This window comes from Mycolicibacterium diernhoferi (assembly GCF_019456655.1).
Taxonomy (GTDB): Bacteria; Actinomycetota; Actinomycetes; order Mycobacteriales; family Mycobacteriaceae; genus Mycobacterium; species Mycobacterium diernhoferi.
The window spans coordinates 5,430,912-5,445,838 of record NZ_CP080332.1 but is presented as its reverse complement, the minus strand read 5'-3'; the positions used below and the strand labels follow the sequence as shown (position 1 = coordinate 5,445,838).

Below are 14,927 nucleotides of genomic sequence, written 5' to 3'. Positions count from 1 at the left end.
TGATCGTTGTCGGTGGTCAGTCGTTGCCGGAGTCACCACCTCCGGTGTTGCCGCTGTCACCGTCGCTGCCGCTGTCGGAGCCGCCGGCGTCGGAATCGCCACCGGAATCGTTGTCGCCGGCGCCGGTCTTGCCTGCGTTCTTGTTGCCGGATCCCTTGACGCCGGCCTTCTTGGTGTCGACTCCCTCATCGCCGTCGTCGTTGGCCGCGTCGTCATCGAGGCTGCCGGCATCGCGGGAGTCCTTGTCGACGTTGGCCACGTCGTCCTCGTCCTCGCCGGCACCGTCGAGAGAACCGTCGTCGGTGGCACCGTCGAGTGGCCCCTCCTCGTTGGTGGCGTCGTCGTTGGTGGCGTCGTCACCGGAACCATCGAGCGAGCCGTCACCCTCCTCCTCGTCCGACACCGCGAGGTCCTCGTCGGGCAGCACCGGTGCGGACCTGCCACTGACCAGCGTGGTGTCGACGAGCGTGGACTCGAGTTCGCCATCGCCGGAGACGCCGTCCTCGGAGACACCATCGCCGGGACCTTCTTCCACGGCTTCGGTCTGCACCTGCTGCAACCCCAACGGCGGGGTGTAACCGAGCAGGTCGTTTATCGCGTTCCTGGCATCGTTGTTGAGCGCCTGGAGATTGTCATTGGCATCGTTGATCAGACCCGCGATGCCGCCGAGCACATCGCCGGCGACGAATTCGGCAACACCGTTGACCGCCTCGTTGATCTGCACGCCCAGCGACAGCGCCGCCTCTGCCGCGGCACCGAGGCCGACCTGGTTGAGCAGGCCGGCGACCGTCTCGGTGAGATTGGTGGTCAACGCGGTGATGAGTGCGGCGGTGGTGTTGGTGACGCCCGCCAGGACATTGACCGGTGCCGCGGCCAGGCTGGTGCCGGCCATGATGGCCGCGCTCGTCACGTCGAATCCGCCGTTGAAGAGCCCGCCCAGGGCGGTGGTGTAGCTCGCCAGGTCCAGCGGATCGTTGCCGATGGCGTTCAACGCGATGTTGAGACCGGTCTGGACACCGACGACAGCGTCGGCGGCCGAGGTCAGAAGGGGGTTCAGTGCTGCGAAGACAGGCAGACCGATATTGACCAGACCACCGACGACTGCGGTGTTGTTGATGATCTGGATCGGGTTCAGCGCCAGTCCTTGGATGAGGCCGACGAGCCCGGTGACAAGTCCACTGCCGCTCTGCTGGGCGAGATTGTCCAGTGCACTGGACAGCGAGTCGACGGCGAGATTGATCTGACCGGTCAGTCCGTCACTGCCCAGGCCCACAACGTTGATGACGGCTCCCAGGGTCGAGTTGAGAGCGGTACCGACCAGTCCCAGGTGTCCACTGGGGCCGGGAAGCAGTCCGGTGCTGTAGTTCGGGTCCTGTGCGACCAAGATGTCGCCGACGATGTTCACCACGCCGGCCAGCAGTCCGGTGTAACTCGCCAGCCTCAGCGGATTGTTGACCACGTCGGTGATGGCGTACAGCGCCGTGTTGAGCGAACCGATCAGCGTGCTGCCGATGATGTCGGTGACATCTCCGGGCAGCACGAGCAACGAGCCCGCGGCACCTTCGATGCTGGACGCGGTCAACGCCAGACTCGCCTCGGAGTAGCTGCCCAAGGCCGCGACCAGGGCGCCCAACGCCCCGGGGCCGGCGGCTTCGATGAGCCTGTTCCACAGTCCCGTGTTGAGTGCCTGGGTCCTGGTGAGCACATTGTTCAGGCCGATCCCGGTTTGGGTGGTGATGTTGTCGAGCCCGGTGGTGACCTCGGCCAACCCGCTTCGCAGTGCGGTGATCAGCGCATCGACATGGGCGGGGTTGATGACGGCGCTGAGCCGGACGTCGGCGGTGGAGGTCGAGACGCTGGGAAGGGCGATCGTGCGCCCCTCGGTGGGGATGGCCAGCGGTGCCAACGCGATAGCGCCGGCGACCGTGAACGTAACCCCGGTAGTGAAATAGGAACGGGCTGAAATGTCCATGGATCCCCCTGGGTGTGTCATTAGCTGCGAGATCGAGCTTGTTCAGAATATGAGGCCCCAACAGCTACAGGAGGGTTTTATGCGATCGCAATTAGTTAGCTGCGAGTGCTCGGGGGAGCCGGTTGGCGGGGTTATCCGATGAGCGCGATGTGACGGATCGGTGGGCCCTTCTTAGCTGTGGTGTGTCGCCGGCTCGGTTGTTGATGCAGGCTCGGCGGCGCACCATCCACACCTGGGTTGCTATTAGGTAAATTCTGGTCGAAAGTCGACTCTGCCAGTGGGCCGATGGCCACTGAGCGAACCAGGAGCCGCGACGTCGGTGTGACGCAAATCACAATGGAACTGTCCATGTGGCGCCCTGTGGATGGGCGTCGGCTCCTGCTTTTCCGGTGGGTCCGGCGGGATGTCCTGGTAGCTCGACCTAGCAAGTGCTTGGTTGGTAAGCTGTCCAAATGACCCCACCGGCCAGCCGCCGTGACGAGCTCCTGAAGCTCGCCGCGACGATGTTCGCCGAGCGCGGCCTCAAGGCAACCACCGTCCGGGACATCGCCGATTCGGCGGGCATCCTCTCGGGCAGTCTGTACCACCATTTCAAGTCCAAGGAGCAGATGGTCGAGGAGGTCCTCAAGGACTTCCTGGACTGGCTGTTCGAGCGGTATCAACAGATCCTGGCCGCCGAGTCCACACCGCTGGACCGGCTCAAGGGGCTGTTCATGGCCTCCTTCGAGGCCATCGAGCACCGGCACGCGCAGGTCGTCATCTACCAGGACGAGGCCAAGCGGTTGTCCGACCTGCCGCAGTTCGGGTTCGTCGACGACCGCAACCGCGAGCAGCGTCAGATGTGGATCGACCTGCTGCACGAGGGGATCGCCGACGGAGCGTTCCGGCCCGACCTGGACGTCGATCTGGTGTACCGGTTCATCCGCGACACCACCTGGGTGTCGGTCCGCTGGTATCAACCGGGCGGACCGTTGACCGCCGAACAAGTCGGCGCACAGTATCTGGCCATCGTGCTCGGTGGCATAACCGCAGAATCCAACAAAGCAGAATCCCATTAAGGAGAACCACATGGCTGAGGCGTACGTCATCGATGCCGTCCGTACCGCGGTTGGCAAGCGCGGCGGATCGCTGAGCGGGCTGCACCCGGTCGATCTGGGTGCGGCCGCCTGGCGCGGGCTCTTCGAGCGCACCGACCTGGACCCGAGTGCGGTCGACGACGTCATCGCCGGTTGTGTGGATGCGATCGGTGGGCAGGCCGGCAACATCGCGCGACTGTCCTGGCTGGCCGCCGGATACCCCGAAGAGGTCCCCGGCGTCACTGTGGACCGCCAGTGCGGTTCCAGCCAGCAGGCCATTTCGTTTGGCGCGCAGGCGATCCTGTCCGGTACGGCCGACGTCATCGTGGCCGGCGGCATGCAGAACATGAGCCAGATCCCGATCAGCTCGGCCATGATCGTCGGTGAGCAGTTCGGCTTCACCTCGCCCACCAACGAGTCCAAGAGCTGGCTGCACCGCTACGGCGACCAAGAGATCTCCCAGTTCCGCGGTTCGGAAATGATCGCCGAGAAGTGGAATCTGTCCCGCGAGGACATGGAGAAGTTCGCGCTGACCAGTCATCAGCGCGCCCAGGAGGCGATCCGTGCCGGGCATTTCGAGAACGAGATCATTCCCGTCCAGATCGACGGGGCCGGGTTCGCCATCGATGAGGGCCCGCGCGACACCACGCTGGAGAAGATGGCCGGGCTCAAGACCCTTGTCGAGGGCGGCCGCCTGACCGCGGCGATGGCCAGCCAGATCTCCGACGGCGCCAGCGCGGTGCTGCTCGCCTCGGAGAAGGCGGTCAAGGAGCACAACCTGAAGCCGCGGGCCCGTATTCACCACATCAGCGCCCGCGGCGCGGATCCGGTGTTCATGCTGACCGGCCCCATCCCGGCCACCCACTACGCGCTGGAGAAGACCGGTCTGTCGATCGACGACATCGACACCGTCGAGATCAACGAGGCGTTCGCCCCGGTGGTGCAGGCCTGGATCAAGGAGACCGGCGCGGACCCGGCCAAGGTCAACCCCAACGGTGGCGCCATCGCGCTGGGGCATCCGCTCGGCGCGACGGGCGCCAAGCTGTTCGCCACCATGCTGAACACCCTGGAGCGCACCGGTGGTCGGTACGGCCTGCAGACCATGTGTGAGGGCGGCGGCACCGCCAACGTCACCATCATCGAGCGTCTCTAGCCGAAAAACGCAATCCCGCACCGATTCCAGCGCTACTCTCACTCTGACATCGAGCATTGTCAAAGTTTGGGTGGCGCTGGAATCGGTAGGAGATGCGTGTGTCGAAGGTCAGGCCGTTCGGGTACGGAGCGGCGGCGGTGGCGATCTCCGCGGGGTTGGTGTTCGCGCCGGTACACGCCGCGGCGTGGGCGGACACCACCGGCACCGAGTCTGCCGGTTCCGAGAGCGCGGGGTCGGAATCACCGAGCACCGCTGCCACGTCCGGTGAATCGGATTCGAAGGATACCGCCGACGCGGGCCCCAAACTCACCGAACCGGCCCGCACCGAACCCAGGAAGGCCGGTCCCCGCAGGTCACTGCGCGACCGCGCCGCAGTCGATCTGGACAGCCAAGCACCGGAACTCGAGGCCCCGAACTCAACAGAGCAGCAGGATGATTCCGGTTCGCCGGACACCGCCGTCGACACTCCGGCGCCGGAGCCGACGGATGACACCGAGGCCGGGCGGCTCAACCGCCCCCTGCTGAAGTCCGTCCGGACGCACCGCGCGGGCATCAGCAGTGCGCGGCTGTCGGCGCCGTCGGGCGGTGTTCTGACGCTTGAGGTTCCGAGCGCCGCAGTCGCTACCGCACTCGCACCCGCGCTACCGGCCGCCGTCGTCTCCACCGCTGTCGACCCCACGCTGCCCACCCCGACGGTACCCACCCCGCCGAAACCGTTGTCGCCCATCGCAAAGGTGCTGCAACTTCCCGGTCGTCTGGTCAACGCGGTATTGCAGGTGTTCAGCCTGACCACCTCCGCCAACAGTCACGGGCTGCCCAACGGCCTCAATGTGGTCAACGATCTGATCTTCGGGGTCTTCCGAGAGATCGAGAAGCTGATCGGGCTGCACCGCACGCCGGTCGCCCAGCCCACCGTGCCGACCATGACCTACACCGGCCCGACGACCCGGCCGACCCCGACGGTGGAACAGTTCCTCAACGCGTCCTCGGCGTCCTACGTGCTCGGCTCGACCCCCGGAAATCTGGTTCCGTTCACCGTCAACGGATTTCAGCTGTCCGCGACCAGGTTCTTCTCCGGTATGGTCGCCAAGACCTGGGTGACCCCGGAGGGGCAGATCATCATCGCCTACCAGGGCACCACCGGTGGCAGCCACCTGCTGTTCAACCCGCTCATCACCGTCGCCCAGATCGTCGCCGATCTGCAGGTGATCTTCACCCGGACCACCCCGCTGGCGTTCTATGACGCCCTGGAATTCGCCGAGCGGGTGCGTGCCGAGGCCGCGCTGCAGGGCTACACCGACGACGACATCTTCGTCACCGGTCACTCGCTCGGCGGCTGGGAGGCCCAGTTCGTGGCGCAGCGGACCGGCCTGGCCGGCATCGGTTTCGAGGCGCCGGGCATGAACGCCCGCGTACCCGGCAACGGTGCCGACTCGATGTTCGTCAACATCGGTACCTACGGCAGCTCCGCTACGGCCATGGCCACCGATCTGCCCTATCTGCAGCCCTTCATGCCGCCCTACGTTCCCGGCGGCGGCAGCAAGCCGCACTACGGGCCGATGGTCCTGATCGGCGACCCGGCCGCGATGAACCCGCTGTACAACGTCTCCAAGCTCTGGGGCAAGACGCTGATCGGCAGCGCGATCTTCATGCTGGACTTCCTGGGCAACTTTTTCCAGTACCACCTGCCCGGCGTGCAGGCCTACCACCTGGACATCAAGTCCAACCCCGGCATCGTGCCCTTCCTGGGCAGCAAGCGGGGACCCGTGCACACCGGCTACGGCGCGCTGACCATCCCGCAGCTGATGAAGGCCGCCTCGGACGACGGGATCCTGTTCCTGCCCTGAGGGTTCGGCCCGGGCCGGTCAGTGGTCGTGCACGATCACACCGCGGATGTTGCGGCCCTCCCGCATGTCCTCGTAGCCCTCGTTGACCTCCGCGAGCTTGTACTCGTGGGTGACGGTCTCGTCGAGCAGGAGCTTGCCCTCGCGGTACAGCGACAGCAGCCGCGGGATGTCCGCGCGCGGATTGGCCTCCCCGTAAAGGCTTCCCAGTAACCGCTTCTGGAACAGGGTGAACATCATCATGCCCAGGGTCGGCTGATTGTCGGCCATCGTGGACAGTGCGGTCATCACCACCGCGCCGCCCTTGCGGATGATGTTCGCGGCCTCCTCCAGCATCGCGCCCTGCAGCAGGCCGACGGTCAGGATGGCCGAATCGGCCATCACCCCGCGGGTGAGGTCGGCGACCAGGGCGGTGGCCTCCTCGATCGAGGTCGCGAAGTGCGTAGCGCCGAACCGGAAAGCCAAGTCCCGCTTCGCCTCCACGGGTTCCACCACGATGATCTTCTCCGCGCCGGCCAGCCGTGCCCCCTGGACGGCTCCGCTGCCGATGCCACCCAGACCGATCACGACGACGGTGTCGCCGGGTGCCACGTCGGCGGTGTTGACCGCCGAACCCCACCCGGTGGTGACACCGCAGCCCAGCAGACAGGCCCGGGTCAGGGGGATGTCGTCGTCGATCTTGACGATCGAGGCCTCGGGCACCGTGCCGTACTGAGAGAAGGTGCCGACCAGTGCCATCACACCGACATCCTGGCCGTTGACGTGCCGACGATACGTCCCGTCGAGTTGGGTGCCTGCCATGATCATGGCCCCCAGGTCGCACAGGTTCTGGTGGCCGGTGGAACAGAACCGGCAGCGGCCGCAGGCGGGCAGGAAGGAGGCGACGACATGGTCGCCGGGGGCGAGCCCGACCACGCCGGCACCGACCTCGCGGACGATGCCCGCTCCCTCGTGGCCGCCGATCAGCGGCAGCGGGGCCGGCAGGTCGCCGGTGCGGATGTGCTCATCGGAGTGGCACAGACCGGTGGCCTCCCAGGAGACCAGCACCTCACCGTCACCCGGAGGATCGAGGTCGATCTCCTCGACCGTCCAGTCGCCGCCGTACTCCCACAGAATCGCCGCGTTGGTCTTCATGCGCCCCGAGTGTAGGAACCCCGCCGGGCTGCCGTGGTCGATTCGTGACGATCACCAGCGGTCCCGGATCCGGTCGCGGACGTTGCGCCCGTCGGGGTCGTAGATCATCCGGTAGGCCGGTCCCGCCCACAGCCGGGTGAACCGGCCGAGCCGCTCGGGACGGTGCGGGCGCAGCCGCCCCGGTGGGCGCGCACCCCGGCGGCCCGACGCGTGCCACGCCTCCAACGCCCCCGCGGCTGTTTCGATCTCCGCCACCGCGGTCTGCGGGTCGGCCAGCCCGCCGTCCTGACTACCGTCCTCGGCACGGTCCAGGTGCTCACGCAACAGTCTCAACCGCAGGTCGCGGGCGAAAATCCCGTCGGGATCGATTACCGCACAGGATAACTCGCTGTCATGCGTCCAGGACCGCCGGTTGAAGTTGTCGCTACCCACGCTGGCCCATTCATCGTCCACCGTGCACACCTTGGCGTGTACATATACCGGTGTGCCCGAATGATTTTCAACATCGAACACGTGCACCCGGTCCGGGCTCACCCGGCTGCACGCCGCGATGGCCTCATGGCGCCCGATCTGGTTCGGTGGCAACGCCAGGCGCCCGTCCACGTCGGGGTAGCGGGGCACCACCGCGACAAGATGCAGACCGGGATTGTCCGTCAGCGCCCGGACGAACAGGTCGGCGACCCGTTTGGACCACAGATACTGGTCCTCCAGATAGATCAGCTGCCGCGCGCGGCGCACCACCTTGCTGTAACCGCGGGCGATACTGCGTTCGCCCCGCGGCGCGAAGTCGTACTCGAAATGCCCGTCGGGGTAGGTGCGCAGCACCTGCACGGCATGGCGACCGCACGGCGGCGGGTCGGGCGGCTGGTCGGGCAGCGCACCGGGTTGCAGATCAGCGCCGCGCAGCCGGTCGCGGACGTAGGCGAGCGGGTTGAGCATGTCCAGCGCCGCGGGGTCGTCCCAGCGTTCCCGGAACGAGGTGTCCAGTGCGCCGACGGCGGGCCCACGCACCTGGAGTTGCACGTCATGCCAGGGCGGGTGGTCGCCGTAGTTTCGCGCCATCCGCACCGCCTGGCGGTCCCCGCGATGCGATGCGTCATCGCGGCGGGAGTGGCACAGGTCGATGCCGCCGGCGAATGCCACGTCGCGTTCGGGGGCCGAAGGATGGCGCAGGACCACCAACTTCTGGTGGTGCGAACCGCCGAATCGCACCCGCTGGTCGAGCAGCACCTCGCCGCCGGCGGCCTCGATCGCGTCGCCGAGGTGCCGGTTCTCTTCCTCGCTGTAGGCGAACGCGTCCAGGTGCGAACGCCACATCAGGCCCTTGACCACGACTCCACGCGTGGCGGCGCGGCAGAACAATTCGGCGATGGTCGGACCCTGGTCGCGCAGCAACTGATCGGGGTCACCCCGCCAGTCGGTGAAGAACAGGTGGTCGCCGGCCTGCAGCGCCTCGACCTCCGTCACGAGCCGGTCGAAGTACGTTGCGCCGTGGATCAGCGGTTCGGCCAGGTTGCCGGTGCTCCACGCGGGCAGGCGCGTGGACGGGTTTCCGCGCTCCTGCGCCGTGAGGAACCACCGCGCCAGGTCGGGCATGGGTTCTCCATACCCGAAAAACGCGCCGGGGGAACGGACTCAGTCGGTGATGTAACCCGATGCCGAGCGCAGATGCGTCACCGCGTCGGCCACGATGGCCGGCACCAGTTCGGCGCACGAGGGCAGATCGTCCAGGATGCCCGCGACCTGGCCCGAGGCCAGCACACCGGCCTCGGTGTTGCCTTCCACCAGACCGGCCTTGAGCAGCATCGGGGTGTTGGCCGCCATCACGACCTGCGACCAGGTCAGGTCCTTGCCGTGCCGCATCGCCAACCCGTCGGTGACCATGGACTTCCAGGTCATCCCGGACAGCTTCTTGAACTTCTGCGCGTTGCCCAGCGCCGCGGCGAAACCGCGCACCGGGGAACCGCTTTCCAGCTTCTCCACCAAACCGGTGCGCAGCACCCGGTGCGGCATACCGTCCACCCGGGTGGAGACGACTGTGCCGTCCAGTGCGGCGTCCAGGTAGCGCTGCTTGACGGCATCGGGCACGGTCGAGTCCGAGGTGAGCAGGAACCGGGTCCCCATGGCGACGCCGGCGGCGCCGTAGGACAGTGCGGCCGCCAGTCCGCGGCCGTCGAAGAACCCGCCCGCGGCCACCACCGGCATGCCGGTGTCCTTGACGGCGTCGAGTACCGAGGGCAGCAGCAGCGTGGTGGCGATCGGGCCGGTGTGCCCACCGCCCTCACCGCCCTGCACGATCACCGCGTCCGCACCCCAACTCGCCACCTTCTTGGCGTGCTTGGCCAGCCCGACCGACGGGATGACCACCACCCCGGCGTCCTTGAGCTTGGCGATCAGATCGGGCTTGGGAGCCAGAGCGAAGGAGGCGACTTTGACTCCTTCGCGGATCAGGAGGTCGACGCGGTCGATCGCGTCCCCGGCGTCCGCCCGGATGTTGATGCCGAACGGCTTGTCGGTGGCAGCCTTGACCTTGGCGACCGCGGTCTGCAGTTCGGCCAGCGTCATCGTCGCCGAGGCCAGGATGCCCAGCCCGCCCGCGTTCGAGGTCGCGGCGACCAGCCGGGCGCCCGCGACCCAACCCATGCCGGTCTGTACGACCGGGTGTTCGATGCCGACCAGTTCGGTCAGCGGGGTGACCAGCTTCGCCATGGTTAAGCCTTGACCTCTTTGTCGCGCAGCGACTTCGGATCGATGACCTCGCGCAGCAGGCGCTGTTCTTCGGCGCTGGGCAGCCGGGTGGTCTGGACGGAATCCAGCCCGTGCACCTCGAAGGAGGTGTTCTCGGCGACCTGATCGGGCTCGACGCCCGGGTGCAGCGACACCGCCCGCAGCTGGTGATCGGGGCCGTTGAAGTCGAAGACGCCCAGGTTGCTGATCACCCGGAAGATGTTCGCGAACCGGTAGGCGGGATTGGCGGGATCGATCTTGTCCCAGCCGATGCCGGAGACGATGTCCACCTGTTCGGTGAACACCCGCTTGGAGTGGTTACCCACGAAGTAGCTGGTGGGGTGGTTGATGGAGTTGCCCGGGGCGCCACGGACACCGAACATCTGCCGGGTCGGATGCTGGATCGGCCCGAACGCGGACAGGTTCTGGTTGCCGTAGCGGTCGATCTGGTTGGCGCCCATCACCACATGGCGACGGCCCCAGGCCAGCGTCTCGAAGACCCGGTTGAACGGCATCCAGCCCTCGATGGCCGCCGGCGCCCCGATGGCCGGGGTGTCGGCGATGATGCGCGCCTCACCATCGGTCAGCACGATGTCGGGGGAGAAGGTCAGGCGGGCCAGACGGGCGCCGATCTGCACGATGGTCGTCATCGGGCTGACCATGATCTCGCCTGCGTCACGGAACAATTCGGCGCACGCGACGGCGCACACCTCGGCACGGGTCGCTTCGCTCGCCTGGCTCATCGGTTGTTCTCCTCTGCGAACTTGCGCACGGCAGCCTGGTAGTCCGCCTCGCTGCCGGACAGGTAGGTCTTGACGAACTCGGCCCAGGTCTCCTGCGACCCGGCGGCCTCGGCATAGTGGCGCTGGAACTTCTCGTCGCGCTTGTAATCCGGTTCGCCGGTGGTGAAGTGCGCACCGCCCGGTGCCTCCACCACGGCGTCGACCATCATCCGATTGATCAGCAGCTGCTGCGGCACAACCGAACTCACCAGCTCCTCGGTGGACACGATCTTCTCCACAGACAGGAAGCGCTTCTGCGCAGACATCAGGAACAGGTCGTCGAAGTACGGGTCGATACCGGTGTAGGCGGCGTTGCCGCGCTGGTCACCGAGGTTCATGTGCACGAACGCCGCGTCCAGGTTCAGTGCCGGCATGGCGATGAGTTCCTGGTCGTCGTATGGGGATTTGACGGTCTTGAGCTCGTCGCCCCAGAAGGTGCGCACATCGCTGCCCAGACCGGCGCGGATCGGCAGGAACGGCAGTCGCTGTGCGGCTGCCTGCAGTCCGCAGCGCAGCATGCCCTCGTCCATCTCGCGGGCCTCGATGGCGCCGGCGGTGCGGGCCTTGGCGAACCACGGGTCATAGAACGGCGGCGAGTCCAGCGAGACGAAGCCGTAGTAGACGCGCTTGACCTTGTCGGCCGAGCACAGCAGGCCGAGATCCGGACCGCCATAGGTGACGACGGTGAGGTCCTTGACATCGGTGCGCAGCAGCGCGCGGATGAAGGCCATCGGCTTGCGCCGCGAGCCCCAGCCGCCGATACCGATCGTCATACCGCTTTCGATCGAGGCGACGGCCTCGTCCAGCGTCGTTCTCTTGTCTGCCATAGCTATTTAGATCCCTTGTCGGTGCCGGCGAATGCGTCGCGGTGCTCATCGGAGACGCCCGCGAGGTTCAGCTCGAAGGTGAAGCCCTGCTCCATCCGGTAGCGCGCGGTGACGGGCTGCACGTCGATGAAGTTCAGCGCCTCCTTGGCCGCCCGGATCACCCGGGTGTCCTTGTTGGCGATGTCGCGGGCCACCCGCAGTGCGGACTCGTCGAGTTCGGCGCGCGGCACCACCTCGTGTACCGAGCCGAAGTGGTGCAGCGTCTCGGCGTCGACGGTGGCCGCGGTGAAGAACAGTCGGCGCATCAGGTGCTGGGGGACCAGCCGGGACAGGTGGGTGGCCGCGCCCAGGGCGCCGCGTTCGACCTCGGGCAGGCCGAACTTGGCGTCATCGGAGGCGACGATGACGTCGGCGTTGCCGACCAGGCCGATCCCGCCGCCGACGCAGAACCCGTTCACGGCGGCCACGACCGGGACCTCGCACTCGTAGACGGCCTTGAAGGCGTGGTAGCAGCCGCGGTTGGCGTCGATGAGGGCGGTGAAGCCCTCGGTGTTCTGCATTTCCTTGATGTCCACGCCGGCGTTGAAGCCGCGTCCCTCCGCGCGCAGGATCACCACGTGGGTGCTGCGGTCACGGCCTGCGGCGGTGATGGCATCGCCGAGTTCGAACCATCCGCGGGACGGGATCGCGTTGACGGGCGGGTAGTTCACGGTCACCGAGACGATGCCCGGTTCGACTGTTTGCGTGGTGATGGTCTTCATGGGATCTGACACAAGACACTTCCTGAGAGGGTCGCTACCTAAGCAAGCACTTGCTTGGTACGCTAGCACAGTGAGTGACACGGCTGGAATCGATCTGCAACTGGATGGCCGGGTGGTCCTGGTGACCGGAGGAGTGCGCGGCGTCGGTGCCGGTATCAGCGCCGTCTTCGCCGGTCAGGGTGCCACGGTGGTGACCTGTGCGCGCCGCCCGGTGGAGGGTTCGCCGTACGAGTTCCATTCCTGTGACATCCGGGACGACGATTCGGTGAAGGCCCTCATCGAGGCCGTGGTGGCCGCCCATGGTCGGCTGGACGTGGTGGTCAACAACGCCGGCGGATCTCCGTACGTGCCGGCCGCCGAGGCCTCGGCCAAATTCAGCACCAAGATCATCGAACTGAACCTGATCGGCGCGCTGTCGGTGTCCACGCACGCCAACGCGGTGATGCAGAACCAGGACTCCGGCGGCTCGATCGTCAACATCTCCAGCGTCAGCGGTCACCGGCCGACGCCCGGCACCGCGGCCTACGGGGCGGCCAAGGCCGGAATCGACAACCTCACCTCGACACTGGCCGTGGAGTGGGCGCCCAAGGTCCGGGTGAATTCGGTGGTGGTCGGCATGGTCGAGACCGAACAGTCCGAACTGTTCTACGGTGACGCCGAGTCCATCGCGGCCATCTCCAAGAATGTGCCGCTGGGGCGGCTGGCCAAGCCCGCCGACATCGGCTGGGCGACAGCGTTCCTGGCCTCGCCGGCGGCTTCCTACATCAGTGGCGCCTCGTTGGAGGTGCACGGCGGCGGCGAGCCCCCGCATTACCTGAGCACCACCACTGCCGACATCAAGTGACGAACAAGGAGAAACAGCAATGGGTTTGCTCGACGGTCGGGTAGTCATCGTGACGGGCGCCGGCGGCGGGATCGGGCGCGAACACGCGCTCGCATTCGCCGCCGAGGGTGCGCGGGTCGTGGTCAACGACATCGGTGTCGGCCTGGACGGCTCACCGGCAGGCGGCGGCAGCGCCGCGCAGAACGTGGTCGACGAGATCATCGCCGCGGGCGGTGAAGCCGTCACCAGCGGCGCCAACGTCGCGGACTGGAGCGAGGCCGAAGGCCTGATCCAGACCGCCATCGAAAATTTCGGCAGCCTGGACGTTTTGGTGAACAATGCCGGCATCGTGCGGGACCGGATGTTCGTCAACGCCACCGAGGACGAGTTCGACGCCGTCACCGCCGTGCATCTCAAGGGTCACTTCGCCACCATGAAGCACGCCGGGGCGTACTGGCGTGCCCAGTCCAAGGCCGGCAAGACCGTCGACGCCCGCATCATCAACACCAGTTCCGGTGCGGGTCTTCAGGGCAGTGTCGGACAGGCCACCTACAGCGCGGCCAAGGCGGGCATCGCGGCACTGACGCTGGTGGCCGCCGCCGAGATGGGCCGAATCGGTGTGTCGGTCAACGCCATCGCGCCCTCGGCGCGGACCCGGATGACCGAGACGGTGTTCGCCGACATGATGGCCACCCAGGACAGCGAGTTCGACGCGATGGCCCCGGAGAACATCTCGCCGCTGGTGGTCTGGCTGGGCAGCGTGGAATCCCGCGATATCACCGGTCAGGTCTTCGAGGTCGAAGGCGGCATCATCCGGGTGGCCGAGGGCTGGAACCGCGGCGGCGAGATCGACAAGGGCGCCAAGTGGGACCCGGCCGAGCTCGGCCCGGTGGTGCGCGACCTGCTGGCCAAGACGCGTACACCGCTGCCGGTCTTCGGCGCCTGAATCTCTCTGCGGTTTGTGGAGTCTCACCCGGAACCATTCCGGGTAAGACTCCACAGACCGCGGGTCAGTCGCGCGGTTCGCAGACCACCAACGGGATGACGCGGTCGGCCGCCTCGCGGTAGCCGCGATACGGCGGGTACATCCGGGTCAGCCTCGGCCAGTACCGGATTCGTTCCGCGGGCGTGGCATCCCTGGCGGTCATGTCCCACCGGTCGGGGCCGTACTGCACGTGCACCCGGGGATCGGACCGGACGTTCAGGTACCACGCCGGGTCGTGATCACGCCCGCCGAACGAAGCCGGCAACACCACCCGCTCACCGTCGCGCAGGCACAGCGTCGCGGTCACCCTCGGCTGTCCGGTCCGGCGGCCGGTGGTGGTGATGAGCGCCGCCGGCAGCCAGAGCAGGCGTGCGCCGAGACGGCCGCCGGTGCGCCGGTACACCCACACATGCGCCTTGGCGAAGTGCTTCATCGACAATGCCAGCAGCCCCGAATTGCGGACGTCGACCATGTACCGCTGGTTTCCCGATCCGGACCCGGGCAAACCAGCCCGCCCGAACTAGGACAGGGCCAGCGCCAGGTAGAGCGCGACGGTCGCCCCGAGGAACAGCAGCAGACATATCCGGGAGACCTGCCTGCGCCGGGCGACCGGGAATGCCGCCGGCAACGCCACCGCGAACAGCAGGCCGGCGATGACGCCGACGACGGTGCCGAACATCAGCGCGTAACCCTGCGGATCGGCGGCGGGATCGGTCGAGAAGCCGGATCGCGCAACGATATACATGCACATCAGCCACAGCAGGGCGGACGTGGCGCCGAGCATGGCGGCGACGGCGCGCGCGACGCCCGCACTCACCCCGAAGCCGGGTGGCCGGCGCCCCG

At 67.1% G+C, this 14,927-nt stretch carries 14 protein-coding genes; 5 read left to right on the top strand and 9 right to left on the bottom strand.

Annotated features, from left to right (window positions below):
* Positions 1 to 16: 16 nt before the first annotated feature.
* Positions 17 to 1,972, bottom strand: a complete 1,956-nt coding sequence (locus K0O62_RS25840; RefSeq protein ID WP_079244434.1) for a hypothetical protein — start codon at positions 1,970 to 1,972, stop codon at positions 17 to 19.
* A gap of 452 nt (positions 1,973 to 2,424) precedes the next feature.
* On the opposite strand from K0O62_RS25840, the gene kstR2 reads away from it, so the two are divergent.
* From kstR2 to K0O62_RS25825, 3 genes are all read left to right on the top strand, one after another.
* The gene (kstR2, locus tag K0O62_RS25835; RefSeq protein ID WP_073856784.1) at positions 2,425 to 3,030 is read left to right on the top strand and encodes a TetR family transcriptional regulator KstR2; all 606 of its coding nucleotides are present in this window, start codon (positions 2,425 to 2,427) and stop codon (positions 3,028 to 3,030) included.
* 10 nt (positions 3,031 to 3,040) lie between these two features.
* Positions 3,041 to 4,201: a steroid 3-ketoacyl-CoA thiolase FadA6 gene (gene fadA6 / locus K0O62_RS25830; RefSeq protein WP_073856783.1), complete on the top strand. Its 1,161-nt coding sequence runs from the start codon at positions 3,041 to 3,043 to the stop codon at positions 4,199 to 4,201.
* A gap of 98 nt (positions 4,202 to 4,299) precedes the next feature.
* Positions 4,300 to 6,048 carry a hypothetical protein gene (locus tag K0O62_RS25825; protein ID WP_372512855.1) on the top strand — a complete coding sequence of 583 codons (1,749 nt, stop codon included), beginning with the start codon at positions 4,300 to 4,302 and terminating at the stop codon, positions 6,046 to 6,048.
* Between the two features lie 18 nt (positions 6,049 to 6,066).
* Here K0O62_RS25825 and K0O62_RS25820 read toward each other — a convergent pair whose 3' ends face one another.
* Genes K0O62_RS25820 through echA20 form a run of 6 tightly spaced genes read right to left on the bottom strand, consistent with a single transcriptional unit; the run spans position 6,067 to position 12,276 of the window.
* Positions 6,067 to 7,179, bottom strand: coding sequence for an NDMA-dependent alcohol dehydrogenase (locus K0O62_RS25820; RefSeq protein ID WP_073856781.1), 1,113 nt, complete (start codon positions 7,177 to 7,179; stop codon positions 6,067 to 6,069).
* 51 nt (positions 7,180 to 7,230) lie between these two features.
* Complete coding sequence (locus K0O62_RS25815) at positions 7,231 to 8,775, bottom strand: phospholipase D family protein (protein WP_073856780.1); 1,545 nt, start codon at positions 8,773 to 8,775, stop codon at positions 7,231 to 7,233.
* A 39-nt stretch (positions 8,776 to 8,814) separates the two neighbouring features.
* Positions 8,815 to 9,888: a (3aS,4S,5R,7aS)-5-hydroxy-7a-methyl-1-oxo-octahydro-1H-indene-4-carboxyl-CoA dehydrogenase gene (gene ipdC, locus K0O62_RS25810; protein ID WP_073856779.1), complete on the bottom strand. Its 1,074-nt coding sequence runs from the start codon at positions 9,886 to 9,888 to the stop codon at positions 8,815 to 8,817.
* Between the two features lie 2 nt (positions 9,889 to 9,890).
* Positions 9,891 to 10,649 carry a cholesterol ring-cleaving hydrolase subunit IpdB gene (ipdB, locus tag K0O62_RS25805; protein ID WP_073856778.1) on the bottom strand — a complete coding sequence of 253 codons (759 nt, stop codon included), beginning with the start codon at positions 10,647 to 10,649 and terminating at the stop codon, positions 9,891 to 9,893.
* Positions 10,646 to 11,515, bottom strand: coding sequence for a cholesterol ring-cleaving hydrolase subunit IpdA (gene ipdA, locus K0O62_RS25800; protein WP_073856777.1), 870 nt, complete (start codon positions 11,513 to 11,515; stop codon positions 10,646 to 10,648). The genes ipdB and ipdA overlap by 4 nt, the downstream gene beginning before the upstream one ends.
* 2 nt (positions 11,516 to 11,517) lie before the next feature.
* Positions 11,518 to 12,276 carry a (7aS)-7a-methyl-1,5-dioxo-2,3,5,6,7,7a-hexahydro-1H-indene-carboxyl-CoA hydrolase gene (gene echA20 / locus K0O62_RS25795; protein WP_073856776.1) on the bottom strand — a complete coding sequence of 253 codons (759 nt, stop codon included), beginning with the start codon at positions 12,274 to 12,276 and terminating at the stop codon, positions 11,518 to 11,520.
* Between the two features lie 70 nt (positions 12,277 to 12,346).
* Between echA20 and K0O62_RS25790 the strand changes: the two genes are divergently transcribed.
* Together K0O62_RS25790 and K0O62_RS25785 are read left to right on the top strand one after the other, a co-directional pair.
* On the top strand, positions 12,347 to 13,120 hold the full coding sequence (locus tag K0O62_RS25790) for an SDR family oxidoreductase (protein WP_073856775.1): 774 nt from the start codon (positions 12,347 to 12,349) through the stop codon (positions 13,118 to 13,120).
* Between the two features lie 19 nt (positions 13,121 to 13,139).
* Positions 13,140 to 14,045, top strand: a complete 906-nt coding sequence (locus K0O62_RS25785; RefSeq protein ID WP_073856774.1) for an SDR family oxidoreductase — start codon at positions 13,140 to 13,142, stop codon at positions 14,043 to 14,045.
* A 64-nt stretch (positions 14,046 to 14,109) separates the two neighbouring features.
* On the opposite strand, the gene K0O62_RS25780 is transcribed toward K0O62_RS25785, so the two are convergent.
* Together K0O62_RS25780 and K0O62_RS25775 are read right to left on the bottom strand one after the other, a co-directional pair.
* Positions 14,110 to 14,556, bottom strand: coding sequence for a nitroreductase family deazaflavin-dependent oxidoreductase (locus K0O62_RS25780; protein WP_073856773.1), 447 nt, complete (start codon positions 14,554 to 14,556; stop codon positions 14,110 to 14,112).
* Positions 14,557 to 14,604: 48 nt separating this feature from the next.
* Positions 14,605 to 14,901, bottom strand: coding sequence for a hypothetical protein (locus tag K0O62_RS25775; protein ID WP_073856772.1), 297 nt, complete (start codon positions 14,899 to 14,901; stop codon positions 14,605 to 14,607).
* Between the last annotated feature and the right edge of the window lie 26 nt (positions 14,902 to 14,927).

Coding starts and splice junctions, on each gene's coding strand:
- fadA6 (WP_073856783.1), top strand. CDS start 3,041: ATGGCTGAGGCGTACGTCATCGATGCCGTCCGTACCGCGGTTGGCAAG.
- K0O62_RS25785 (WP_073856774.1), top strand. CDS start 13,140: ATGGGTTTGCTCGACGGTCGGGTAGTCATCGTGACGGGCGCCGGCGGC.
- ipdA (WP_073856777.1), bottom strand. CDS start 11,515: ATGGCAGACAAGAGAACGACGCTGGACGAGGCCGTCGCCTCGATCGAA.
- K0O62_RS25815 (WP_073856780.1), bottom strand. CDS start 8,775: ATGCCCGACCTGGCGCGGTGGTTCCTCACGGCGCAGGAGCGCGGAAAC.
- kstR2 (WP_073856784.1), top strand. CDS start 2,425: ATGACCCCACCGGCCAGCCGCCGTGACGAGCTCCTGAAGCTCGCCGCG.
- ipdC (WP_073856779.1), bottom strand. CDS start 9,888: ATGGCGAAGCTGGTCACCCCGCTGACCGAACTGGTCGGCATCGAACAC.
- K0O62_RS25840 (WP_079244434.1), bottom strand. CDS start 1,972: ATGGACATTTCAGCCCGTTCCTATTTCACTACCGGGGTTACGTTCACG.
- K0O62_RS25780 (WP_073856773.1), bottom strand. CDS start 14,556: ATGGTCGACGTCCGCAATTCGGGGCTGCTGGCATTGTCGATGAAGCAC.
- K0O62_RS25820 (WP_073856781.1), bottom strand. CDS start 7,179: ATGAAGACCAACGCGGCGATTCTGTGGGAGTACGGCGGCGACTGGACG.
- echA20 (WP_073856776.1), bottom strand. CDS start 12,276: ATGAAGACCATCACCACGCAAACAGTCGAACCGGGCATCGTCTCGGTG.
- ipdB (WP_073856778.1), bottom strand. CDS start 10,649: ATGAGCCAGGCGAGCGAAGCGACCCGTGCCGAGGTGTGCGCCGTCGCG.